Source organism: Acinetobacter sp. CIP-A165, assembly GCF_000367985.1.
Taxonomy (GTDB): domain Bacteria; phylum Pseudomonadota; class Gammaproteobacteria; order Pseudomonadales; family Moraxellaceae; genus Acinetobacter.
Window position 1 is genome coordinate 161,132 of record NZ_KB849206.1, and the last position, 25,560, is coordinate 186,691.

A 25,560-nucleotide genomic window follows, 5' to 3' on the forward strand; every position below is an offset into this window, starting at 1 on the left:
AGCCCATTTACTGGGCTATTTTTTTATCGAAAAATTAAGATGCTTTAGCGACACCTAACCATGTAAAGGTATTCGGTACATCATTCAATTGAATAGTTTGTTTGATTTTTAAGTTCTTCAAATCAAGTTCAACAATCGTTTTGGCTTGAGTATCATTGATAAAAATCGTGTCTGACGCAGCATTGACAACTAAACGACTTTTAGAAAGTTCAGTACCAATAACATTGTTAATCGCCTGAATTTGACCTAATCGTTGCCAAGTTTGCGTATCAATCACATGCACAGTTCCCATACTATCCAAAATAGCCAAATAGCGTCCTGTCGCATCAAATGCTTGTTGTAAGCGTTTAACCGCAGTTGTACCATCAAGCTCTTTCGCACCGATCGACCAGTCTAAACCGATAGCATTCCTTTGTTGTGGATCTACAACAAATAAAGCATGGGTGCCTGATGCAAATGCAGCAAATTGATTAATTTTCTCATGCCCTGCAATTGTACTAATACGTATTAATTGATCATTTTGATCTGTTATTTTAATTTTTTTATCAACAAAATTATCTTTCTTCTGTTCAACCACCAACACCCCATCTTCACAACCAAAAGCAGCGTAGTTCGCTATCGATGCTGCCCCATGTAGACGGTTACATGGATTTGCTAAGGTTTGTTCTTCATGGAAATGATCGCCATGAATATGATAGCTTTTTATAATACTGAGTGCTGTTGCATCAGTCGGTAAATAAGTACTGAGAACATATTCACCGCGTGGCTCAGCCACGCCATGATGTTTTTTCGGTAGCTTTTGCGTCGCAATACTTTGCTGAGCAATCATTGCATCATTAAACACATCAAACTTAGACACTTCCGTATCACTGCCATCATAGAACAATGCCGCCGTACCATTGAAACTACGATAATGGGCAGGCGTTGCACCCTTCAGTTGGAACGTTAAGATATTTGGAGCATTAACCTTAAGTTGATTGCTTTGACTAAAGACACCGCCATCAGCAAATTGAACCACACCATCATTACGACTAACCATGACCGCATAACGTGATTGCGGGCTGCTGTACATCGCTGAAGGCGTATAGTTTAACGCTTTACTATCAATCAATTTCTGATCTTTTAGATCATAAATCGAAAGTACTGGGCGATCAGCATCAGCATTAGCAATCGCCAAACGGCCTTCATATGTTTGCGTCGTCGGTTGTTCTGGTTTTGGAGTGTTTGATGATGAACTCGATGAATCACCACTGCCCCCACATGCGGATAACAACACACTACTGAATAACGCACTCAGCAGATAAGTTTGTTTTAACTTATTCACACTCATTTCCCCTGTTGGACTGATTTATACTAATTTTAAAACGTTATAACATAACATTAATACAAAATTAATCATTTCCTGCATTTTTCCAACAGTAAAAATCGTATAGAGAAACAAAATTCACTTAAGAATATGTATTATTTGGAGAAATTATTTTTAGATGATTTTTTCATTTAAGTAGCGCCAATAGCGTTTTGGCAAGTATTGAACATGAAGTTTAATGTTTTGACGCTCCTTAATATTGATACTATTAAAATAATCTTTCCAAAGCTGATCATATAATTCTTCTTGTTGATCTAATTCTAATTGGAAGTTCTGACTCGCCCCATTTTCGATATTACGGTCAATCTGATGGGCTTCTAAAGAGACTTCATGGATCTCGCGTAAATCATAATATAGACCATATTTGCGTTGTTCGTCATAAATCAGCCAACGTTGATCTTGATAACGACGCTTAAAATGCGGCTGTATCAAAGGCAGGACATTAAAATCAGGACGAATTAAACTGATAAATAATTCATCTGTGGTTTTTTTAAAGCGAATGAATGCCTCCATCCGATGTTTTTCGCGCCCCACCTTTTTCGCCCATTGTGAAATCGCCAAGACACTAGAATGCGAATAATCCTTTTCAACCGAATGCTTATGGCGAAAAACATAGATACAGTAATTAAATAAATGCTGATAAGCGTCCAGCGACTCGGATAAATATGCAAAATAGAACTGTCTTAACGATGACTTTGACAGACGTTGTTGTAATGCAGACCAAACACGTTGCGCATGCTGTTCATCATTTGGAATCTCAACAACAGTAGCAAATAATCCATGCTGCGCGCCTTCATTTAAACAGAGTTGAACTTGGAATTCTTTAAATTGAAAAGCACGAAAGACGCAATTGAGTAAGCCCACCATTGAACCATCAAAGTAATAATAAGCAATACCATCACTTAACATCACTAGAACCCTAAACTCAGTTGCGGTGAAAGTTGTTTGACATATTTAGATGAGCCTTGAGTCAGAATTTGTTGACGGATGTAATGAGAAGAAAATTCCTTTTGGAAGCGTGGGCTGTCTTCACAACGAATAAAAAACTTGGCGCGTGAATACGCCACACCAAGCTGTTTTAGCAGATCGCTATGCACCCTACCAAATCGACGGGCTTGCACGATTTTCTTGGCCGACTTCACCCCGATGCCCGGTACACGTAAAATCATACGGTAATCTGCACGATTTAGATCGACAGGAAACTGCTCAGGATGTCGTAGTGCCCAACTTAGTTTTGGGTCAACATCTAGATCAAGATGAGGGTGTTTTTCATTGACGATTTCGTTGACTTCAAAACCATAAAAACGCATCAGCCAATCACTCTGATAGAGTCGATTTTCACGTAACAATGGCGGTGCAGAACCCACCGCAGGCAAGTAATTATTTTCAGTATTAATTGGGATATAGCCTGAAAAATACACACGTTTTAATTTGAATTCTTTGTAATGTCGATCTGCCATCACAAGCACATCTTGATCTGTTTCTTGATGTGCACCGACTACCATTTGTGTGGTCTGCCCTGCGGGAACATATTTTGGCACATGCTTAATGATTTGACGTTCATCTTTGAGTTGAATCAGTCGATCTCGCACTAAGCCTAAGTCTTTTTGTACTTCTTGATGTGATTTTTCAGGGGCAAAAGTTTTTAATCCGACCTCAGTTGGCATTTCCAAATTAATGCTCATCCGATCTGCATAAAGCCCTGCTTCATGAATCAGCTCAGGTGATGCTCCTGGAATAGTTTTAAGATGAATATAGCCATTAAAGTTTTCTTCGAGACGCAGTTTTTTCACCACTTGCAGCATTCGCTCCATAGTGTGATCTGCAGATTTGAAGATGCCTGAACTCAGAAAAAGCCCTTCAATATAATTCCGACGATAGAAATTAATGGTCAGGTCAACCACTTCCTGTACGGTAAATGCAGCACGTTTGACGTCATTGGAACGGCGTGACACGCAATAAGCACAGTCAAAAATACAGACATTACTAAACAAGATTTTCAGCAGCGAAACACAACGACCATCTTCGGTATAGCTATGACAAATCCCTGAGCGACTGGCATCACCTAGCCCCTTGTCTTTATTTTTACGGTCACTACCACTGGATGAACAGGACACATCGTATTTGGCTGCGTCCGCAAGAATTTGCAATTTTTCACGAATGCGATCAGACATTTCAAACGACCTGATGAGAACAAAGAATATCGTTTAAAAATTAGCATTTCCAAGTTGTGAAATTAAGAGCATGGGAGATGCAATGCGTCATGAGGTGACGTATAGTTGATTACTTAAATATTAGCGATAACCAAATTTCCCAACCCTTTCATTTAGATAAAACAATGATCCTAAATTTTTATAAATTACTTACCCAACGGCTTGATGTCAGTAAAGATCAGATTTGGCGTTGTTTGATTCAAACCCCTCTCTATGCTGGTATTCCAATATTTTTTATATTGTCCGTTTTTTTCGCACCTAATGATTACTTCTCTATAGAAATATTTACAGTATTCTATGAAATGTTTCTTGCCACACTCTGTATTGCATTGATCTACTTCATCTTGGTTTTCCTTCCAACCTATTTAGTTCAAGTTTTATTGAAAAAATATAAAATCCTCAATTTCTTTTCGATTATTGCGTATGCAGTCTTATTTACCGCTATTGTCCCTAGCCTGATTATGATTTTAAATACTGCTCAGATTAATATTATCCCATTCGGTTTTTTTCTTATTTTCTGTTTATTCTCCCTCACATTTGCACTGACCAACTGGATTTTATTACTCAGAACTGTAAATAAAGCAAAGGCTTCTTCAAAGCTGGAATACCCTGATTAGCACCTCAAAGCTGGTTGCAAAGTTAAGTTCATGCTTACTTCTTTATTTCATCGAATAAAAAGTGAGTACATTCTCATGATGGACTTCTAAGCGCCAACTACGAGTATGATCAATAACGTCTAAGTTCACTCCTACAGACCAACTAAAAATATCCCAATGCCTTACAAAAACCTTCCATTTGGTTTTGATGACATGCTCGTCATAAAGCATATAAATATTTTGATCAAAAGGAATCTTGCATTGAAACAACCATTCTCGAACTTTGGCAATTTCAATATCAGAATTCCAACTTTCAGAAATATCTAACGCAACTTCATATACGAATGACTTAGGAATCTCTTTAGATATAAGGCGAATAAATTCAGTCGCTTCAAACCCTTTTAGGAAACATGTCCGTTTGGATAAGTATGTCTCTAACGCCGATTCATCGATGAGGAAAAATAAACCAGATGGCAATTCAGCATAGTTTTCCCAACGTTTGAACTTACTTTCATAATCTGTCAGATACATGATTTGCTTTAATTTTGGTCTAGATGAAAAACAGTATAACTTGAGCTATAACCTTTGCTCACGGTCAAATTTTAACTTTTACATGTATTCGGATAAGTTTCTTTAATATTTAAATTAAAATCGAAAACTGGTTGAATCGGTATGTCCTCACTACGGTAATAACACATCTCCCTCCAACGCATGGCTTCTTCCTCATTCTCTGGTAAACCATTTAGTCCTCGATAATAATTTTGGAACATATTTTCTATACCATTAGCGTAACCAAGGTTTGCAGCCTTGATATACCATTCTGTTGAGATTTTTCCATTTTGTTCTACTCCCAAACCTCGCTGATAGAGTACACCAATATTATTCATACCTGCTGGGTTACCTTGTTCAACAGCTTTTTTATACCAATACATGGCTTTTTGATAATTTATATCAGTGCCAAAACCTTGATGAAAAAACACCCCTACTCTGAATTGAGCGTCAGGATTCCCAGCTTCAGCCGCCTCTTTAGAAAGTTGAAAAATTTGAGATACAGGTATTTCTTCTTTCTTTCTTAAATAAAGCGTAACCAAATTCAATTTAGCTAAAGCACTTCCTTTATCAGCAGCTTGTTCAAATAAATTTTCTACTTCTAATGCTTTTTTTACTCTCGTAATCTCATCTTCTTTACTTCGAAAATGATCGTTTATATTTTTGTAATATTGTAATGCTGCATATTGATTTAGCTCATCTGCAGACAACTCTTTAAAATGATATTTATATGAAGCTGAAAGGTAATTCCAATTATGTTTTAAATAGTTAAAGCCAACAAATCCTAAAAATAATATAAAAACACCCAAATAATACTTTTTTAAATTCATTTCAGAACAATCTAATTTAAATTATGACAAGCTATCCTAACAAAATTTCATAGATGTCTGAATCAAAATATAATAGTCATATTTTAAATATATGATAGACATGGTCAACAGATCATCTTAAAATTTTCAAAACCCTAAAAACCCCTGTTTATGATGACCACAACAACGACAAATATCGACTATCAACCAAAAATCTCTCTTATTATTACACCTCTTATTCCAATTAGTCTCCTGATCTTATTTTCTTTATTTACAGGAAAGTTTGGATTTGATCTTCTTTATATCGTGGGTCTATTTGCTGGAATCTACTACATTGTTTTATTTCCATTATTACTTAAAATTTGCAACATACTAATTTCAAAAAAACTTTTTATTTTTCCATTGATGTTGCTGGGCGCACATACATCTTTAAGCCTAATTTATTTCATCATATCGATTCTTCAAAACATTTATAACAACTCACCTATGTTTGACTATGTTTTTTATACAGTCGCTCGCACTTTCACTTCACCTTCAACCTTTAGCGTTAGTTTTCTCCTCAGCCTTATTTTTTGGTCTATCTCTTCATTTCAACCTAAATTCAAAGCTAAGTACTATCAAAGAAACTCAAATGAATAACGCTCAATAATTTTTTGTAGGTATAGAAACAAGCCTTTGCCACTACTCTGCAAAATCCTTATACTTAACCACAATTTTTGTTTGATTCCAGTGGATGCACCATGAGTCGTGCTATATCGCATATTGATACATTTCAGGGCTTAATTCTTGCCCTACAAAACTATTGGGCGGAGCAAGGCTGCGTCATATTACAACCATATGATATGGAAATGGGTGCAGGGACATTCCACACTGCAACCTTCTTACGTGCATTAGGGCCAGAAACTTGGAACGCGGCATATGTTCAACCATCACGTCGTCCGAAAGACGGTCGTTATGGTGAGAACCCAAACCGTCTACAACACTACTATCAGTTCCAAGTGGTGCTTAAGCCAAACCCAGACAATATCCAACAGCTTTATCTCGACTCTTTAAAAGCCATCGGGATCGATACCCTGACGCACGATATTCGTTTCGTAGAAGACAACTGGGAATCTCCGACTCTTGGTGCTTGGGGCTTAGGTTGGGAAGTTTGGTTAAATGGTATGGAAGTGACTCAGTTTACTTACTTCCAACAAGTCGGTGGTGTTGAATGCTACCCTGTGACTGGTGAAATCACTTACGGCTTAGAACGTCTAGCGATGTACCTACAAGGTGTAGACTCGGTTTATGATCTTGTTTGGACCAAAGGTCAGTTTGGTACAGTGACATACGGCGATGTATTCCATCAAAATGAAGTTGAGCAATCGACTTATAACTTTGAATACGCGCCAGTCGATAAAATGTTTGAATTGTTTGACTTCTATGAAGCTGAAGCCTCACGTTTAATCGAAGCTGAACTGCCACTTCCTGCTTATGAACAAGTGATCAAAGCATCTCACTGCTTTAACTTACTCGACGCACGCGGTGCAATCTCTGTCACAGAACGTCAGCGTTATATCTTACGTGTGCGTACTTTGGCGCGTTCTATTGCACAAAGTTATGTGGCTGCGCGTGCGAAACTCGGTTTCCCAATGGCAGAACCACATTTACGTGATGAAGTATTAGCTCAGTTAAAAGCACAAGTTGAGTTCGATGCAGCCCAAGCTGAAAAAGCGAAGGAGAATAAATAATGACAAAGCATACTGTTTTATTCGAACTTGGCTGTGAAGAACTTCCACCAAAAAGCTTAAAAACTCTACGTGATGCTTTAAAAGATGAAACAGAAAAAGGTTTAAAAGATGCAGGTTTAAATTTTGCATCAATCGAAGCTTATGCTGCTCCACGTCGTTTAGCACTTAAAATCGTAGATATTGATGCGGCTCAAGCAGATACCCAGAAACGTTTTGACGGTCCTGCAGTACAAGCTGCTTATGATGCTGAAGGCAAAGCAACCAAAGCACTCGAAGGCTTTATGCGTGGTCAAGGCATTACGGTTGATCAGCTTTCTACTTTCCAAGCAGGTAAAGTTGAAAAAGTTTGCTTCTTGAAAGATGTGAAAGGTCAAAGCCTTGATGCTTTACTTCCACAGATTTTGCAGGCTGCATTGGATAACTTGCCAATCGCAAAACGTATGCGTTCAGCGGCAAGCCGTACTGAATTCGTGCGTCCAGTGAAATGGGTGGTGTTACTAAAAGATGATCAAGTGGTTGAAGCAACGATTCAAGATCATAAAGCGGGTGACGTGACTTATGGTCACCGTTTCCATGCACCTGAAGCGGTGACTTTGGCGCATGCCAACGATTACTTAGCGACTTTAGAAAAAGCTTATGTAGTAGCAGACTTTGAAAAGCGTCAAGCGACCATTGAAGAACAAGTGAAAAAACTGGCGGATGACGTCAACGCGATTGCAATTGTTCCTGCAAACTTGCTTGATGAAGTGACCAGCTTAGTTGAATGGCCAGTCGCATTACGTGCGACTTTTGAAGAACGCTATTTAGCTGTTCCTCAAGAAGCCTTGATTACTACGATGCAGGATAACCAAAAGTATTTCTGTTTAATCAATAATGAAGGTAAATTACAGCCTTACTTCATCACCATTTCAAATATTGAGTCGAAAGATCCGATTCAAATTATTGAAGGCAATGAGAAAGTTGTACGCCCGCGTTTGTCTGATGCTGAATTCTTCTTCTTACAAGACCAAAAGCAACCACTTGCAAGTCGTAAAGAAAAATTAGCCAATATGGTATTCCAAGCGCAATTGGGTACGCTTTGGAATAAATCAGAACGTATTGCAAAATTGGCTGTAGCGTTATCACCAATCACAGGTGCGAATGTTATTGATGCTGAGAAAGCAGCTTTACTTGCGAAATGCGACTTAACCTCTGAACTCGTTGGTGAATTCCCTGAACTTCAAGGTATTGCAGGGACTTACTATGCCCGTCTTGAAGGTGAAAACACCGAAGTTTCAGAAGCGCTAGGTGAACAATATTTACCTAAGTTTGCAGGTGATGTATTACCGCAAACTAAAACAGGTACAACCATTGCCCTTGCTGACCGCTTAGATACCCTGGTCGGTATTTTCGGGATTGGTCAAGCACCGACAGGTTCTAAAGACCCATTTGCATTGCGTCGTTCTGCGATTGGTATCTTGCGTTTAGTGATTGAAAATGAACTTGATGTAACGATCGAAGAGTTGGTTAATTTTGCACTGCAAGGTTATGGCGACGTGGTTAAAGATCATGATAAGACGCGTGCTGATGCAGTTGCTTTCCTTGAAGGTCGTTATCGTGCCAAGTATGAAGATCAAGGCGTTGCGGTTGATGTACTGCAATCAGTTCAAGCACTTGCACCAAAATCGCCACTTGATTTTGATAAGCGTGTAAATGCGGTCAATCACTTCCGTACTTTGCCAGAAGCGGCTGCTTTAGCTGCTGCAAATAAACGTGTTGCCAATATTCTTGCCAAAGAAGCGACACCAGAAGGTGCGGTGGTTGAAGCGAATCTCGTTGAAGCGGCTGAAAAAGCACTTTATGCGGAATTATCTGCTTTAACACCAGTGGTTCAGCCTTTGCTTGATGCACGTAACTATACTGAAGCGCTGTCTAAGCTTGCTGCCCTTCGTGCGCCTATTGATGCGTTCTTTGAAGGTGTCATGGTTATGGCAGACGACGCTGAATTAAAAGCGAACCGTTTACGTTTATTGGCTCAGTTGCGTGGATTATTTACCGCTGTAGCTGATGTGAGTGTATTGCAGGGTTAAGTATTTATAATACTTGATTTTTTAAATAAACCCCGCTATAAACTGGCGGGGTTTATTTTATTGAGTAATCATCAGCCAAATTTTAATAAAAATTGCCATTCTGTGATTCATCTGAATTATATTACTGATACTTAACGTTGGAAATCAGACGCCCCTCGGCTAGAACGATTTACTAGGAGTCTGGGGCATTGTCCTTGTTGAAGTGCCAGTAGGCTCTGCTTTAACCAACCCACGGCTTGATGATTTGCCCATTCCAAGGAAGGAACGCGTAGCCAGAAGAAGCATCTTGCAACGCACCTTGAACTTCCATCAGCGTATTGATTTCATCAAGTGCCATTTCTAGATCATCAATGGTTACCTCAAACCGAGCATCGCACAGACTGATGCTTTGTTCATGTTCAGTTCCTTCAGCGATCTCTTGGGCCTCTTTGATAACGTGAGGCTCCCGAACCAGAACTATTTGAAATTTCGAAGAGCCAGAACGCTCCACCATCAAAGAGTTTCCGTTCTGATGAACTTGCAGGTTGTACGCTCTCAGTTCTTGTTCGGCTCGCTCGAGGGTACAGGTGTCACTACGAAAGAGGATAAGGCACGATCCTTTCATTGGATACTCCAAAGAAGCCTAACTACTCTTATGAGGCAGAAATGACAGATAAGATTCCAAAACCTGCCTCATAAGATACATATTTTGATTAAAAATAAAACGTGAAAATATTGATTTGTATGGAATTGAAACTACCATGAGCAATGCAAGGCGTCAACGATCATAAAAGTCAGATTAACATCACCAATCTTCTTGATTTGATGAAGCAGCGAATACACTACATACATATGTGCTATCGAACTTAACAGACATAATAGTTACGTACCGTATCAATTTCACATCACCTACATTCTTTTCTTGAACTTGGCGATAAGCTATAAAACTCTATTGCAATGAGATCGCTCAAAGGAAAGAAAAGATGATAAACAAAGTAAAAGTTTTATGTTTCGCCACTACACTGATTGCATCATCTTCACTCTGGGCAGCCGAAACAAATACAACTACAGCAAATACAAACACTGCAACGACTGAAAAAACACTTCCTTATGGCGACAATCCTAGCTTCGGTCGTGTATTGCTGTATAAAACAGGCAAAGGACTACAAAACTTAGGTGGTTCGATTCAAGGTGCATCTGAAAACACATCACAAAAAATCGGTGAAAAATGGAAAAACACCAAAGAATACAGTGCTGAACAGTCCGTCATCGCACAAGAACAAACTGAGAAAGCAAAAACCTATACCGCAAAGAAATGGCAAGACACCAAAGATGCTGTAGTGGGTACAAATGATGGAAATGTACCAATTGAGCGCGGTGATCTAAGCTCGCCATCATCAAATTAATACGATTAAATAAAACTTATAGGAATGCATCAAATAATGATTAACAAGCCATTCAAAATAACCCTATTGACCATAGCCAGCAGTTTAGGTTTCAGCGCATGTTCGCTTACACCAACTCAAACCGTATTTCCCATCACCCAGTTGGAGCAAGTTGAGAATATTGATGCGCTACCTGATACAAAAACAAATATTGCAACGCTCAGCAAATATAAAGACCGTTGCGTGATCAAATTTACAGGCTACTTAGAAAGTGGTGAAAGTACCGAAACATGGACGTTTAGAAAAAACAAACTCAATCGCGCACTTTCGGAAACCTCACACTACGCGCTTAAAAGCCCGCTAAATAGCACAACTCAAAAACCTGAGTTAGATCCAAATACTCGCAAAGTCACCATATTTGATATTCAAAACACTGACGTAAAAAATAACTTTAACAAGTTAAAAAGCCATTTTAGCCAAACTAATTTAGATCAATGTCACTAATCGTTCCTCAGCAATTAAAAAAACTCGTTGTAGATATCTCTATCTGCAACGAGTTATGGCACTTTTAAACACGCTTTAGGTCAATTTAAACTATAAAAAATTAACTCAATTTGATGATAAGCCACTGCTCGCAGCCAACACATCAATACGTGGGAATACCAAACCAGTTCGCGTATCAGTAACTGGTTTACCCGTTACTTTCAAACGATTGATGGTTTGATCAATGCTTTCAGTCGGACTCACACTATTGGCACGCAATAATGCAATCGCCCCTGCCACATGTGGTGCAGCTTGTGATGTCCCGCCCTGAGTTTCACCACCAGCAGTAATCAATGCACCTGGTGCGAGTAAAGTGACCAATGAACCCCCATTACTAAAACAAGTCACTTTGTCCGCAGTTGTGGTTCGATCTGTACAATTACTCCATGCCATATTCCCCAGATTACTATCGTACACTGCCCCTACACGCACCGCACCCGCAACACAAGCAGGTGAAGATATCCCATCTGCAAATCCATCGTTACCCGAAGCAACTACAGGAGCAACACCTGCTGCTCGTGCATTGGCGAAAGCAGTGGCATAACTACTGTTTTGACATTCAGACGTATATTTCACCCCAGATACACCTAAACTCATGTTAATCGCTTTAATATTATAAGCTTGAGCATTATTCACTGCCCAATTAATGCCTGCGAGGATATCGCTATCATAGGCAGTGCTCACCCATTGTCCTTGATATCTGACCTTTCTAAATGCATCGATGCCAATGATTTTGGTTTTAGTCGCAACTTTGGCGACAATCGCTGAAACATTACTGCCATGTCCATCATCATCTAAGCTGCCGTCATCAGGCGCACTGTCAAAGGAATGTACCACTCGACAAGTCGATGCAGGGGTATTGACTGCGGTACAGCCAAAGTCAGCATGTTTATAATTTACACCTGTATCAATCACCACCACACTAGATCCATCGCCTGTAAAGCCATTCGTTTCAGCTTGTGGTTGGTTAATTAAAGGGAGACTTTGCATCGTGGTCGGTGAATTTTTTCGGTTCGGGTAAACACCCTTCACTGACGGATCATTTAAAACCTTTGCTAATGTTTCACGATCTTGGATGCGATATAAACCTAAAGGCAGTCCATTAAACTCACGTAAAGTTTGAAAGCCTGATGCTTTGGCAAACTTATTTTTAAACTGTGTTTTGCCTTCAGCAATATAACTCCGCTTTTCAAGGCTTGGCGATATATGAGAAAAGTTCGTCTCATATTCAATCAGTAAATCATTAGATTCATTGCTCACCAAGGCATTTAGATCAATTTTTCCTTGGGCAACTTTGGCTACTGCGCTTGAACTCAACTGCTGCTTTAATTGAGTTGCATTTAAAGCTGCAGCAGAAGAACTTGTGCTGTATAAAGCACATAAACTTAGTAATAATAACGTTTTATTTTTCAATTTATATCTCCATTGTTCTCGGATAAAGAACATTTGAATCTCTAGTGGTCTTGGGTAAAGTCCACTAAACGATTAAAGCGTTTTAATTTCATTTGCAGGATCTTTTTCTGGATCTATCGGTTGAATCGCAGGATCACTTTTGGTGTTATAAAATTGCGCCTCTTCATTCGACTGTTCCGATTGATTCAATAAAGTTGTTGTTATTTCAGTGGTGCTGTTCTCCTCTTTGTTTAATGTTGTTGGAATAGCTTCAAGATATTCATCTTTCATCTGATGGATATACTGATCTTGGGAAGACGTTAAGGGATCGGATGGCTGGAAATAGAGCACGATCGCGCCCACTCCAATCAATAAAAGTAAAAATGCCGCGATCTTTTTCATTCATATGCTCCAATTTTTTTACTGTTTATCGCAAGGTTTTGTTTGAATCATCTAAAAGATAAGTTTTATTAAATTTAATATTCACGTTAATTTTAATGTTTTTCCAACATTCAAAATTGTACATAAAAATTCGTTATTGCGCTCAACTTTTAGACAGCTTTTTACCTCGACGTAGAATCATTTGAGAGATGTATGGTTTTCTATAAAGACAATTGAATTTAATGAAAAACCAAAATAATTTTTCCACACTTTTAGACCAAGCAATAAAAATGCCACTTTTAATTTCGATGATTTGAACTTGATATTTGGCTCCCCCATTCATTCTTTAATTTCCTTATAGAAGCGCATTTGGTTTTATTTTTATCTATTTAATCGTCAATTAACTTGTTTTTACTTATAATTAAAATTATATTTTTCACATATTTAGTTTCCTAATCTCTCTCCACAATTTATCTCTATAGTGTGTTTAAGCTGTAACCTACTTGTAAAGTTTTGCTGAAATCCATAGCTTTCTCCTTTTTGCTCGCTATGATGCAATTGCGTTTATGAAGTGCCCTGATATGGCACATCACTTAAGGAACCGCAATATGAAAAAAATGATCAAAACTGCTATCGTGACAACAAGTATTCTTGCCTCTGCATCTGTCTTTGCTCAAAACGTCGGCGCAAATGCAAGTGGCTCAGCCCAAGTTTCTGTTCAGTCAAACGGCTTAATTAAGGGCGTTACTGGTGCAGTTAAAAATACCGCACAAGGTGTTGGCCAAGCAGCACATCATGTTGGTCATAGCGCTGTGAATACGGGTGTAAATGCCACTCAAAAAACCGTTGGTGCGGCTGCGAATGTCGGCTCAAATGTTGTTCATAGCACAAGCACAGCGATTAAGAATTCTAAAGACTATGCAGTAGATAAAGCCGTTGATGGTAAAACATTTGCAGCAGATAAAACCGCACAAGTGGTACATAGTACGGGCACAGCTGTTAAAACTTCAAAAGACTATACGGTAGATAAAGCCGTTGATGGCAAGAACTTAGCAGCTGAAAAGCGTGCAGAAGCAAAAAAACGTTATCAGGAACGTAAAGCTGAACCAAAATCAGTGGGTCTGAATACCCAAGCAGGCGTTCATGTTGGAAATTCATCTGTTCAAGCTCAAACTGGCTTAAATGCAGATAAAAAACAAGCGCAAGCTGGTGCAAATGTTGGTGTGAAAGTATTAGGTGTAAATGCCAATGTAAACAGCAACGCAAAAGTCGGCGCAAACTAAGCTCGACATATTCACCACAAAAAAGCCTTTTGAACGTTCAAAAGGCTTTTTCATTAGGCAAATCTTTTAACTCAACAGAGTTGTAGCTTGGTCTGCTCATCTGCATTATTTTCAATAAAATGACTTAAACCGTCAGCATCACAGCATAAAGTCAGTTGCTTATAGCTCACACTACAAAAATCAGCATACTGTTTAAAAACTAATGGAGACTGATCTAAAGGCAATGCTTCGCCTAATGGAATCAATTTATGAATACCACGATCATTCATGGTGAGTAAGTAGCGATCATTATTCAAATCAAGTTCGACCAAAGCATTGGGCTGAACCTTTAATGGCAAAAGATACTGATGATTTGCAGCAATAATATCTGCTGCATAACTTTCGAGTTTTAAAGTCACCACATTGAAAACCAAAAAGTTTTGTTGAGTCGTTCTGACATTCGGACTCAAAGCTTCAGCGTGTTGCACAAAATGCGGAATCGCGCCCAACTTATGTAGGTTCTGTTCAGTTCCTTGTTTAAGCTTAAATAATTGTTGCACCAGTTTTTGCTTTATGGTTGCATCAAAATAACGCTCATCCAATTGCAAGTCATTATTTTCCAATATTTTTAATAAAGCACGATGATGTCGGTGCAATAAAGCATCCAGCACATGGCGATAATAAAATTTACTTTGCTTTTTGACTTCTCGAACACGTCGATAGAAATAGGTGATATCAAATGGCTTTACAACGAAATCATTTAAAAGTTCTGAACTGGCCAACACAGAGAGTGCCTCATGCCCTGTAAAAGGTAAATGAATCACATGCATCTTTGGCAACAACGGCTGGATCTTTAAAAAATGCTCTTTATCTTCAGCATAATAAGGATCATAGACAATAATGTATTCACGTGCAGGATCGACTTCATCCGATTGAATCTGCATATCTTGATGAATTGATGCATCAAAAAATTCAGCATAACGACGGTCTTGCACCATGTCAGGATCAATGGAGTATTGCGGAACAAAAGCCACGATTTTTTGCATATTCAATAAATTTGAATATTTAATCGCAGCATAACCGCCCATCGAGCCACCATAGCCCACAATCTGTTTAAATTGCTGCAAGATCGGTTGAATCTGTTGCTGCATGGCAAGCATACTGCTTTTGGGAAACCATGTCTTCTGCTTCGGCATAATGCCGATGACGTTGTATTGATATTTTATTAATGATTTTTCAGCATTAATGGACATGCCTTTAGCGCGACTAATCAAATCGCCAAACGAAACCACTAACGTGTCACTTGAACCTTTTAAAAAAATAACGCGAATATGATCATCTTCAAATATTATTTGTTTATCCATGCTCACACTGAAAAATATTCCTAGGTGTGAATCAACAAGTCATCAAATGATGGCTTTGCCAATCCTTAATTGCGGAGTATCTTATTTTATAGAGATCAGTCAGATTAAAAAGCGCAAAAAATGACACAATCCTTACATCCTACCGCACAAAAAGGCTTTAGTTTGGGGGCTAAACTGTACCAACAAGTTCGACCCAGTTACCCACAAGAAACAGTCATTTGGCTGCAAGATCGGCTCCAAATAGATGAAAATTCAACTGTTGTTGACCTCGGCTCTGGGACTGGCAAATTCTTACCTTACTTGATTCAGACACAGGCAAAAGTGATCGCGGTTGAGCCTATCTTAGAAATGTTGCAACAACTTCAACACAGCTATCCTAACATTAAATGTATTCAATCCTCGAGTGATCATCTTCCTCTAAGCGATCAGTCAATTGATGCGATTGTTTGCGCGCAGTCTTTTCATTGGTTCTCAAATCTTGAGAGTCTAAGTGAAATGCATCGCGTATTAACCGCATCTGGGCATGTCGGCTTGATTTGGAATCAGCGAGACATTGAGGTCAATTGGGTGAAAGCGTTAGCTGATGAAATTGCACCATTTGAAGGAGATAGCCCACGTTATCACAGCGGGAAATGGAAGCAGGTTTTTGACGGTCAGAATTTGTTTAAACCCATCGATGTACAAACATTTCAATTGATGCATCGCGGTACAGTCGAACAAGTGGTCAGTAAACGCCTGCTTTCTACCAGCTTTATCGCAGCCCTAGCACCAAGCGATCAACAACAACTCAAAACCAAGTTCGAACAAATTGTATTTGATTTTACGGGATTAACTGCGCAAGATCAGATAGATTTCCCTTATGTCACTTATGCTTATCATTTTCAAAAAATATCGAATTAATGAGTTTATTTATGAAAGCTATATTTAAAACAACACTTGCCATGAGCTGCGTATTGGGTTCTGCCTTGCTGCTCAGTGCCTGCAATAAAGACCAAGAGCCTACAACGCAAAATGAAGCTCAAACCAATTCAGTCAATGATGCAATTGGTCAACTCAATCCAATGCCAATTAAACAGTTTCCAACTACGGCTGATGATGCACATGATATTGCGATCTTGGATGAATATGAGCAACGCTTTACCGAGATGACCGATAGTATGGAAATTGAATTGGCGAAAATGAAACAAGATGGCACTTTAACAGCAGAGTTTGAACAGCAGCGCCAAAAAGACAATGTACGTTCTGCACTCAACATGTTGAAAGACTTGGAACTCAAAACTGAACAAGGTCGCTATATTCAGGGTTTACTTTATGATTATTGGGACAATCAAGCCAAGGTTTTAGAACAAAGTCGTTATTCTAATCCATCTCAAAATTCGACCGATCAGGTCGAGCAATTAAATGGCTACCTACATGCGCAAAGCCAATTGCATCATTGGAAAAGTTCGCAAACGGCCGAAAGCTAATTGATAGAAAATTTCAAAAGTATATGAAGCTTTCTCAATATTTTCATAAAAAAAGCCCATTCTTTTTTATAAAAAGAGCGGGCTTTTTTTATCAAACTGGTATTTTAAATCTTCTGTCTTTCGACCCATTCAATCGAACTCACGCGAAATAATTCGCAAGCGCCATCGCCTACACCACCGGGTGTCAAAGATGATGTCCAGACCAGATCTTTATCACGCACCTCAACCAACTCGCCCTTTAAATTGACCAAATCGCCACGCTTTACCTGCTTAATTTGTTTTGCGATTTCAGGATTGGCAGGAATGATGTGCATATTTGACACCATTTTTAATGCTTGATCAGGTGGTACAGGTAGTTTTTTCATGTTCCAGTTTAAGTAGCGATCATACTGGCGCACCGAAATCGTCCGTGCAATCTCAGGATCAGCAAACAAGTCTAAACTGACCGCATAATCGATGGGGGAAAACTTCGCTTGTTCATCATCGTGATAAACTTTTGAACCCAATATACGAAAATTCCCATCAAATGGTTTTAATACCGAAATGGACTGATATTTCACAACAGGCGATAAACCATTGGCAATATTATATTCTGCCTGATTGGTTGATGCATGTGTTTGCCCCATTGCAGCAACCATGCATAAACTGATCCAAAGACGTTTGTTCATGGCTCGATCATCCTCAAAAATGACTAAAATCTTAGAACATCATTCCTTTCATAGTATGCTTAGACCGTGAATGAAGTTGCTTTTTTTAGTAACAATCAGCTTCACTTTGGTCATATTTTTGTGCCATTAGAAACCATGACTATTCGGCAAAATCAATTCGTACAGTTTCGAATCTAACCCGCCCCTCACTGATTGCTTGTGCAATCGCCTGCTGACCTTTGCTCAGACGCGCACCACCACTTTTAATATCGAGTAAGATCACTTCAATATCTTCGGCTTCACCATCGCCATCTCGAAAATCGGTATAACCATCAAACACCACATAATCGACTGGATCTCCTAAAAACTTAGCATCACTGGGTAAATACCGAAACTCAGGCAAAATCGGTGCAAACTGCTCTGCCATTTTGCCTTTCAACACCGCGCGACTGGTATTTACACTACGCTTCTGCGCATCTAACAATGCTTGCTTATGTTCCAATTCGAGTTCAGCAATGTATTGCTCATACTCAGCTTGAATACGCCCATTACGACTATGAGACAAAATAATGGTGGTCAGCACCACGCCGATACACCCACCAATTAGCATTGCAAGCCAAATTGACATAAAAATGTTCCTTATCTATCGCCGTGCTATTTAACTGCAACATTAAACTTTTGTCATGTGTAACACACTCTTGCCAAAAAGATGCTAAGGTATGATTGAATATAAGAAACCTGTTAAAAACGAGTTCATGAAGACAATATTAATCGCAAATCAAAAAGGTGGTTGTGGTAAAACCATGACTGCGATCACCCTTGCCACAGCATTATCACAAAAAGGGTATAAGGTTGCTTTAGCAGATGCGGACAACCAAAAATCTTCATTACAATGGTTAAAACAACGTCCAGAAACGGTCACTGAAATCCAAAGTCTTGATTGGCGACATGAGAAATCAATTGGCGACGCGCCTAAGAATCTTGATTATTTGATCATTGATGCACCCGGAGCACTTTCAGGTGAGCATGCTGAACAGTTGGTCAGCGAAGCACATGCGATTGTGACACCAATACAACCGTCATTCTTTGATATTGATAGTACCCGTCGTTTTCTCAAACACTTGCAAGAGATCAAACGGATCCGTAAAGGAAAAGTACAAATCCTATTGATCGCCAACCGCGTCAAAGCAAACAGTGCCAGCTCCAAAGATATCCAGAACTTCTTTACCAAAATCGAGCACCCTCCTGTCGCTTGGATTTCTGAACGTAGTGCTTATGGTACGTTGGCGATGCAAGGTCTAAGTATTTTTGATAAACCGCAGAAGAATTTTGTGCTGATTCAAAACCAATGGCAGCCTGTTTTAAACCAGTTGGTCGATGATCCCAGTGAGTGGTTCTAAGCTTTGCAAAGAAACGTAATCTTTTGATATTAAATCTTAAAAGATCAGCAGGAAAATATCCCTAAACTGGTTTTTCAGTTAATATGGATCTATTCAATTTCCAGCACTAGAGAAAACTATGGTGCAACAATACGCTCCCGTATTACAACGCGTTTTGCTGTTTGGACTGTTCTTTGTCTTAATGTTTTTGGGATTTAATATCCTCAAATACTTTATTGTTCCTGTCCTTTGGGCTGCGATTATTGCCTATATGACTTGGCCTGTTTATCTATGGGTACAACGTCGATTTTTTGGCGAGCATCGCCCCACCCTAAATGCCACGATTATGATCAGTTTGGTCATTTTGGTGATTGGGGTTCCATTTATTTTCGCGATCTTTATGTTGCAACTTGAAGGTCGTAATTTATATTTTAATTTACAAAAACAACTCTTTTCAGGGCATGTTCAGATCCCTGATTTTATTAAGAACCTGCCGATTATTGGCGGAGACATTAGCCACACACTGAATGAATTAAGCAGCGATCCGAATAGCATTGCAAAAAATATCGCGGAATGGATTCAAAGCCATTTGAGCTATGGTCGTTTTGTCCTGAGTGAAATTAGCCGTAATTTGATCAAACTGACGTTTGCTCTGATGACCCTGTTCTTTTTCTATCGTGATGGACAAACCATATTGGCACAAGTCAGTCGTGCTTTAGAAATGGTAATCGGGCCGCGTGTCCACCATTATCTACAAACCATCTCAGAAACAACACGTGCTGTTGTGTACGGCGTTGGTTTAACTGCAGTTGCACAAGCACTTTTGGCGGGTTTAAGTTACTTCGTCGCAGGTGTGCCGAATCCAATGTTACTGACGATTGTGACCTTCTTTTTAGCCCTGATTCCATTTGGTACGCCTATTTCATATTTAGGTGTCGGGCTATGGTTATTTTCTCAAGGTCAGACCGTCGAAGCAATTGGGGTCATCGTCTGGGGCGTACTGATCGTCAGTAGTGCAGACAATGTGATCCGACCACTGGTGATCTCAGGTGCAACGCAGATTCCATTCATCTTGATTATGTTTGGTGTCCTCGGCGGTGTCGCCAGCTTTGGCTTAGTCGGTTTGTTTATCGGTCCTGTGATTTTGGCCGTGTTACTGGCGATTTGGCGTGAATGGCTACATGAAAATGTGGAAGAGCCCGTTGCAGCACTTGAAGCACCACCTGATACGAAATAGTTAAAAGACTGTGGGTATCTTAAAAGATATCCACAGTTTGCTTGAAAATTCATTTATTTTTCCATTACTCATATTTAAAACAATAACTGTGCACGGATTTTGCTTATTCTTTTTACTTGAAAAATCAACTCAATCTTGATGCAAAAAATGATATGCCTCATTGATCAAACAATATTTTTATAAGGAAAATTTGTTTGTATGATAAAACCCAGACCCATTGAAGAAAAATAATCATGAACAGTCTTTATCTGCTCTTCAATCGTTTTAGATCGAATTCAATTCTGCTGTATTGCCTACAAATTTTTATTGTTTTAATCGGCACAACCCTGCTATTGCATGGACTTGGTCTGAGTCAATTTATTGTGCCTGTCACACTGGGTGCAATTGCAGCAGCCCTGACTGATTTTGATGACCGCTTAAGCATCCGACTTCGAAACTTGTTTTATGTCTGTGTACTGTTCTTTACGGTCAGTACAATCTTAGCCTTTCTCGCGCCTTATAAACTCTGGTTCATCGTTTATTTGAGTCTATCCAGTGCTGCTTTTGTGCTGATGGGTGCTTTGGGACAACGCTACGCCACAATTTCTTTTGGCACGATTTTACTTTCTATCTACACCATGTTTGGGTTGGGAGATTATCCACATTGGTACCAGCAACCCAGTTATTTTGTTTGTGGTGCATTGTGGTACGGTTTCACTTCAATCCTCTTTTTTATCATTCGCCCCACACTGCCACTACAAGAAAAAATTTCGACTATTTTTAAAGAAATAGGAGAACTATTACAAATCAAAGCCAAACTGTTTGATCCAGACAATGTAGATAATGTTGAAGCACTGTTGTTTGAACTCTCACAAAAAAATGCTCAGGTGGTGAATAGTCTCAATCAGGCCAAGCAATCCTTACTTTCTCGACTCAAGTCTTCCCGCATCAATAACACCAGTATCTATTGGCTAAATTTGTACTATTTTGCCCAAGATATCCATGAACAAGTAACGTCTAATTATTTGCATTATGAAAAAATTCATCAGAACTTTAGCCGCAGTGATTTGATTTTTCGTATCCAAAAAAATATGTTTCTACAGGCCACAGCCTGCCGAAAGCTCAGTCAGTCACTGCTGCATAAAACACCCTACCAAAACAGTCAACGGGCAGATGCAGCACTGGAAAATCTTGAAGCATCAATGAAAGATTGGATTGTTCAGCATCCTCACAATCTTGAAGTTAAAAATTTAGAACTCATTTTCAATAACTTAAAAAGTATCCATGAGCAATTCGCTCAACTGCAATTTAAGCAAAAAATCGAAAAACTCTCCCCACAGCAACAACAAGCACACTTGAACTTGCTTGATGAAGATATTCAAGGTTTTCAAGATTTATTCTTAAAAATTAAGCAACATCTCAGTCCACAGTCGGCCTTATTTCGTCATGCGGTTCGTTTAGCAATCGTCTTTGCCGTGGGTTATGCAATTTCTTTATTGCCGTTTGCAAAAAATGGTTATTGGATTTTACTGACCAGTTTGTTTGTTTGTCAGATCACCTATTTTGCAACCAAAAGCCGCCTAAAACTCAGAACCATCGGCACGTTATTAGGTGTGCTGCTGGGCATACCCGTGCTTTATTTTGTACCCAGTATTGAAGGACAACTGGTCATTACCGTGATTAGCGGTGTGTATTTCTTCTATTTACGCCAAAAGAAATATGCACTTGCCACGGTGATGGCAACACTGATGGTTTTATTGATTTTTAATCTAAAAGGCGCGGGTTTTAGTATTGTTTTACCGAGGATTGTCGATACGCTCATCGGCTGTGCAATCGCATGGTTAGCAGTGAACTTTATTTGGCCCGATTGGAACTTTCGTAATATTCCTGAAAATATACGCAAAAGTAGCCAAGCCACCATGAATTATTTGGATGCGGTCATCCAGCAATATCATCAAGGACGTTCCAACGATCTTGAATATCGTAAAGCACGTCGTGCGGCACATAATGCCCAGATCGAGCTATCAAATATGATTTCGAGTCTCAGTACCGAACCACAGCCCAATCAAGAACTCATCCATTATGCATTTCGCTACTTGGTCTATAGCCATAGTCAGTTGAGCTACGTGTCTGCTCTCGGTCATCAGCGTATTCAAATTCAAGATCAACATATTTTGGCGTTGTTAGATCAAAGCGCAGAATTAATCAAACACAGCTTGATCCAACAACAGCCGATTCCAAATCAACAGATTGAAGACATATTAATCAAAATTCAGCACTTAAACTCACAAGGTCAGGTCTCTGAGCAAAATCAATTACTATTAAAGCAAATGAGTCTATTACTCGAGACCCTCACTGAACTGGTGATGTTGAAAAACAAACTTCTAGAACTCGAAATTCAGTAATCAACTGACACCGCATCCGTTCTAATTTATCCCTTGTTGCTGACGTGTTTGCATCACCTGTTTCAGCGCAGCACGAGGTTGAGCAAACCATAAAGCAATCAAAGCCACACTCGCGAGTGCAAAAGCCCAAATGTGGAAATGTGTATAAAGTACCCGTACCAGTTCAATAATGACAAAGAAACTCATCATCATGATCATCGACACTGCGGCTGCAACCGTACCTTTCGATACTTCTGAAGACATCAAGGCAAAACGATACATCACTGAGAAGCTAATCCCTTCACCAAAACTGATCAAGGTCATACCAATCAATAAACATGGCACGAGATAGATCGGCCAAATCACGCCAAGCAATAAGAACAACGTCCCAAATAACATGATGGGTAAACCCACCAAAATGGTTTTACCTAAAGCAAAACGATCCATCACTTTGATCAAGACAATATTGCCTGCAATCAAACCAAAGAATATCGGGAACTGTGCCAAACCATATTGCATGCTGCTCAGTTTCAACTCATCCACCAAAATGATCGGTGACAAGGCAATCCATAGCATCAACGGCATCGCCACCAATGGTAAAGCAAGGCTTAAACCCAAGAAATGGCGATTGGTAAATACCTTTTTAAAGTCATCAAACATATAGCTAAAAGGCTGTTTCACTCTGCTTTGTTGTTGCGATGGCATAAATTTCTTCAGACCAAACCAACTCAAGAATGAAACCGCGGCAATGGCGACAAAGCCCCAATGCCAAGAAATATGTTCAATGAGAAATGCGCCGAGTACAGGACCAAGTAAAGGTGCTAATAATGAAATATTTGCCATCAGTGCCATGACTTTAATGGCATCTCGCTCTTCAAATGTTTCTTGGATTGCGGCATAACCAACCGCTGAAATGACAGTTAAGCCAATGCCTTGCAAGAAACGCAATGCCAAGAATTGTTCAATATTATGCGTCAATAAAATCAACAAACAGCAGACTGTAAAGAATGCCACGCCTGCCAATAATACTGTTTTACGCCCAAGTCGATCTGAAAGTGGTCCAAGCAGCCAAGCGACACTGGCACCACCCAACAAATAGAATGACATCGACGAAGGTGCCCACGTCGCACTGACACCAAATTCTTGGGTAATCGACAGCATTGCAGGCTGTATCAAGTCATTACCAATATAAACCGCAAACTCAAATAGCACTAAAGCTAAAGGAAACATGAGCGTTATACGGTTTAACGTCATATTTTGATTATTCGTCATCATGTTCTATTCACAAAAACAACCAATTCGGGTGCGTCCCATTTCCATACAAAGAAAATAGGATCATCACCACACGATTTTATGGTTTAGATTTAAATTAAATTTTGATTTTCATGCTGTGAGAGCGCATGTAATAAATGTGAAAACACCGTATTCACTAGGTGTATATAAGAAAAACAATCTATTTACGTGAGCTTGGTAAATGTTTTACCTTTTGGCAAAATTGCCAGACGCAACTTTAGCATTTTTTCAAAATGACCGCAATTTGAGCAATTGTTTTAATATGTGAATAACCATCAAGTTATCCACAGCTTTGCTGATCTTTCATTCAATTTTAAATATTATGGACATAAATCAAACTGGAATGTCGCAGTGTTCTCCCCTCTAGCACATTGATAACTTTGTTTCTTATTCACAACTTTCCATACTGCTTGATCGCGTTTTAATTGATATTCGGTTCGAACAGCAATCACAGAATCATCCAGTTGAGTTTGTTCAACCGTAATTTCTGCCTCGCTTGGATTTTCTGCGCTATTAAATTGTTGATCGATCTTTAAATTGGTTTCTTCATGGAATAGATTCGGTTGATCCAATAACACGGCATGTATCGCTGTACTTTTTTCTACCGCAGCTTGTTGTTGAGATTGTGCAATTGGCGGATTGCATGCCGTTAGAAATAGACTGCATCCTAAAACCATCCAAATTTTATGCATTTTTAATCTTCCATCGCAACACTGCTTATTCATATTAACGCCCCACAACAAATCGTACAGTACAAGTATGTATATAACTTGCAAATGAATTTGTATTCCCCTCTCACATTGCAATCATGGAAATGGAATCTACTATTGATCAGCTCAACTATTGATTTTTGATCAATAGTATTTTGCCTATTTATGTATTTTTACTCATGAATAGATTTCCTAAAATGCCGTCAAGTTTTAGCAATCTATTTTTGAGTTATTCAATGAGCAATATTTTAATTATTAATGGTGCCAAGCAATTCGCCCATTCCAATGGTGAGTTAAATGACACCTTAACTGACTTTTCTGAAGGGCATTTAAAAGGGTTTGGTCATGCCGTACAAGTGACACGCACTGACAGTGACTATGACATCCAAGCCGAAATTGAAAAATACTTATGGGCAGATGTGGTGATTTATCAAATGCCGGGCTGGTGGATGGGTGCACCGTGGACCATGAAGAAATACATTGATGATGTATTTACTATTGGTCATGGTTCACTGTATGCCAGCGATGGGCGTAGTCGTTCAGACGCATCTAAAAAATATGGTTCAGGTGGTTTGATTCAAGGTAAAAAGTACATGTTATCGCTCACATGGAATGCACCGATGGAAGCCTTTACCGATCCTGATCAATTCTTTCACGGCGTTGGGGTTGATGGAGTTTATCTACCTTTTCACAAAGCCAATCAATTCTTGGGTATGCAGTCCCTGCCAACTTTTATCGTGAATGATGTGATCAAAATGCCGAATGTTCCAAGCTATATAGAAGCGTACAAAGTTCATTTAGATCAGCTTTTTGCAACTGCCAATTGA

Annotated in this window: 25 protein-coding genes; 12 read left to right on the plus strand and 13 right to left on the minus strand. The window is 39.2% G+C overall.

The genetic code is table 11. The features are described from left to right. Positions 1-34 precede the first annotated feature (34 nt). From F991_RS15040 to F991_RS15050, 3 genes are all read right to left on the minus strand, one after another. Positions 35-1,324 (minus strand): YncE family protein, encoded by a 1,290-nt coding sequence (locus tag F991_RS15040; protein WP_034595760.1) that lies wholly within the window; start codon positions 1,322-1,324, stop codon positions 35-37. A gap of 156 nt (positions 1,325-1,480) precedes the next feature. Beyond that, positions 1,481-2,275, minus strand: coding sequence for a TIGR03915 family putative DNA repair protein (locus F991_RS15045; protein WP_004673074.1), 795 nt, complete (start codon positions 2,273-2,275; stop codon positions 1,481-1,483). 2 nt (positions 2,276-2,277) lie between these two features. After that, positions 2,278-3,540, minus strand: a complete 1,263-nt coding sequence (locus F991_RS15050; RefSeq protein ID WP_004673075.1) for a putative DNA modification/repair radical SAM protein — start codon at positions 3,538-3,540, stop codon at positions 2,278-2,280. Positions 3,541-3,704: 164 nt separating this feature from the next. Here F991_RS15050 and F991_RS15055 point away from each other — a divergent pair, with 164 nt between their 5' ends. Continuing rightward, the gene (locus F991_RS15055; RefSeq protein ID WP_004673078.1) at positions 3,705-4,196 is read left to right on the plus strand and encodes a hypothetical protein; all 492 of its coding nucleotides are present in this window, start codon (positions 3,705-3,707) and stop codon (positions 4,194-4,196) included. Between the two features lie 42 nt (positions 4,197-4,238). Here F991_RS15055 and F991_RS15060 read toward each other — a convergent pair whose 3' ends face one another. After that, positions 4,239-4,706 carry a hypothetical protein gene (locus F991_RS15060; RefSeq protein ID WP_004673079.1) on the minus strand — a complete coding sequence of 156 codons (468 nt, stop codon included), beginning with the start codon at positions 4,704-4,706 and terminating at the stop codon, positions 4,239-4,241. A gap of 71 nt (positions 4,707-4,777) precedes the next feature. After that, positions 4,778-5,554 carry a tetratricopeptide repeat protein gene (locus tag F991_RS15065; protein WP_004673082.1) on the minus strand — a complete coding sequence of 259 codons (777 nt, stop codon included), beginning with the start codon at positions 5,552-5,554 and terminating at the stop codon, positions 4,778-4,780. Positions 5,555-6,273: 719 nt separating this feature from the next. On the opposite strand from F991_RS15065, the gene glyQ reads away from it, so the two are divergent. Both glyQ and glyS read left to right on the plus strand, forming a co-directional pair. Beyond that, positions 6,274-7,263 (plus strand): glycine--tRNA ligase subunit alpha, encoded by a 990-nt coding sequence (glyQ, locus tag F991_RS15070; RefSeq protein ID WP_004673085.1) that lies wholly within the window; start codon positions 6,274-6,276, stop codon positions 7,261-7,263. After that, on the plus strand, positions 7,263-9,332 hold the full coding sequence (gene glyS, locus F991_RS15075; protein ID WP_004673087.1) for a glycine--tRNA ligase subunit beta: 2,070 nt from the start codon (positions 7,263-7,265) through the stop codon (positions 9,330-9,332). Before glyQ ends, glyS begins: the two co-directional genes overlap by 1 nt. Positions 9,333-9,552: 220 nt before the next feature. Here glyS and F991_RS15080 read toward each other — a convergent pair whose 3' ends face one another. Further along, on the minus strand, positions 9,553-9,825 hold the full coding sequence (locus F991_RS15080; protein WP_228127383.1) for a hypothetical protein: 273 nt from the start codon (positions 9,823-9,825) through the stop codon (positions 9,553-9,555). Between the two features lie 469 nt (positions 9,826-10,294). Between F991_RS15080 and F991_RS15085 the strand changes: the two genes are divergently transcribed. Together F991_RS15085 and F991_RS15090 are read left to right on the plus strand one after the other, a co-directional pair. After that, a complete protein-coding gene (locus tag F991_RS15085) occupies positions 10,295-10,717 on the plus strand; it encodes a hypothetical protein (protein ID WP_004673091.1) in 423 nt (140 codons plus the stop codon). 36 nt (positions 10,718-10,753) lie between these two features. Next, complete coding sequence (locus F991_RS15090; RefSeq protein ID WP_004673093.1) at positions 10,754-11,200, plus strand: hypothetical protein; 447 nt, start codon at positions 10,754-10,756, stop codon at positions 11,198-11,200. Positions 11,201-11,305: 105 nt separating this feature from the next. On the opposite strand, the gene F991_RS15095 is transcribed toward F991_RS15090, so the two are convergent. Both F991_RS15095 and F991_RS15100 read right to left on the minus strand, forming a co-directional pair. Beyond that, entirely contained in the window at positions 11,306-12,652 is a 1,347-nt protein-coding gene (locus tag F991_RS15095; RefSeq protein WP_034595725.1) for a S8 family peptidase, read from the minus strand. Positions 12,653-12,724: 72 nt separating this feature from the next. After that, complete coding sequence (locus tag F991_RS15100) at positions 12,725-13,033, minus strand: hypothetical protein (protein ID WP_004673097.1); 309 nt, start codon at positions 13,031-13,033, stop codon at positions 12,725-12,727. A 587-nt stretch (positions 13,034-13,620) separates the two neighbouring features. Between F991_RS15100 and F991_RS15110 the strand changes: the two genes are divergently transcribed. After that, entirely contained in the window at positions 13,621-14,295 is a 675-nt protein-coding gene (locus F991_RS15110) for a hypothetical protein (RefSeq protein ID WP_004673101.1), read from the plus strand. Between the two features lie 71 nt (positions 14,296-14,366). Here F991_RS15110 and F991_RS15115 read toward each other — a convergent pair whose 3' ends face one another. Beyond that, on the minus strand, positions 14,367-15,638 hold the full coding sequence (locus F991_RS15115; protein WP_034595726.1) for a hypothetical protein: 1,272 nt from the start codon (positions 15,636-15,638) through the stop codon (positions 14,367-14,369). Positions 15,639-15,758: 120 nt separating this feature from the next. On the opposite strand from F991_RS15115, the gene F991_RS15120 reads away from it, so the two are divergent. Then, complete coding sequence (locus F991_RS15120; RefSeq protein ID WP_004673103.1) at positions 15,759-16,538, plus strand: class I SAM-dependent methyltransferase; 780 nt, start codon at positions 15,759-15,761, stop codon at positions 16,536-16,538. An 11-nt stretch (positions 16,539-16,549) separates the two neighbouring features. Continuing rightward, positions 16,550-17,104, plus strand: a complete 555-nt coding sequence (locus F991_RS15125) for a hypothetical protein (RefSeq protein ID WP_004673104.1) — start codon at positions 16,550-16,552, stop codon at positions 17,102-17,104. A gap of 104 nt (positions 17,105-17,208) precedes the next feature. Here the strand turns inward: F991_RS15125 and F991_RS15130 are convergent, their stop codons facing one another. Together F991_RS15130 and F991_RS15135 are read right to left on the minus strand one after the other, a co-directional pair. Next, a complete protein-coding gene (locus F991_RS15130) occupies positions 17,209-17,772 on the minus strand; it encodes a hypothetical protein (RefSeq protein WP_004673105.1) in 564 nt (187 codons plus the stop codon). Positions 17,773-17,911: 139 nt separating this feature from the next. Continuing rightward, positions 17,912-18,379: a Holliday junction resolvase-like protein gene (locus F991_RS15135; RefSeq protein ID WP_004673106.1), complete on the minus strand. Its 468-nt coding sequence runs from the start codon at positions 18,377-18,379 to the stop codon at positions 17,912-17,914. 127 nt (positions 18,380-18,506) lie between these two features. Here F991_RS15135 and F991_RS15140 point away from each other — a divergent pair, with 127 nt between their 5' ends. From F991_RS15140 to yccS, 3 genes are all read left to right on the plus strand, one after another. Next, positions 18,507-19,151 carry a ParA family protein gene (locus tag F991_RS15140; RefSeq protein ID WP_034594731.1) on the plus strand — a complete coding sequence of 215 codons (645 nt, stop codon included), beginning with the start codon at positions 18,507-18,509 and terminating at the stop codon, positions 19,149-19,151. A 121-nt stretch (positions 19,152-19,272) separates the two neighbouring features. Then, positions 19,273-20,367 carry an AI-2E family transporter gene (locus tag F991_RS15145; RefSeq protein WP_171063513.1) on the plus strand — a complete coding sequence of 365 codons (1,095 nt, stop codon included), beginning with the start codon at positions 19,273-19,275 and terminating at the stop codon, positions 20,365-20,367. 233 nt (positions 20,368-20,600) lie between these two features. After that, positions 20,601-22,751 carry a YccS family putative transporter gene (gene yccS / locus F991_RS15150; protein WP_004673109.1) on the plus strand — a complete coding sequence of 717 codons (2,151 nt, stop codon included), beginning with the start codon at positions 20,601-20,603 and terminating at the stop codon, positions 22,749-22,751. Positions 22,752-22,772: 21 nt separating this feature from the next. Here the strand turns inward: yccS and F991_RS15155 are convergent, their stop codons facing one another. Both F991_RS15155 and F991_RS15160 read right to left on the minus strand, forming a co-directional pair. Beyond that, positions 22,773-24,002, minus strand: coding sequence for a chloramphenicol efflux MFS transporter CraA (locus tag F991_RS15155; RefSeq protein ID WP_416201920.1), 1,230 nt, complete (start codon positions 24,000-24,002; stop codon positions 22,773-22,775). A 341-nt stretch (positions 24,003-24,343) separates the two neighbouring features. Beyond that, on the minus strand, positions 24,344-24,715 hold the full coding sequence (locus F991_RS15160; protein WP_004673111.1) for a hypothetical protein: 372 nt from the start codon (positions 24,713-24,715) through the stop codon (positions 24,344-24,346). A gap of 254 nt (positions 24,716-24,969) precedes the next feature. Here F991_RS15160 and F991_RS15165 point away from each other — a divergent pair, with 254 nt between their 5' ends. After that, entirely contained in the window at positions 24,970-25,560 is a 591-nt protein-coding gene (locus F991_RS15165) for an NAD(P)H-dependent oxidoreductase (protein WP_004673113.1), read from the plus strand.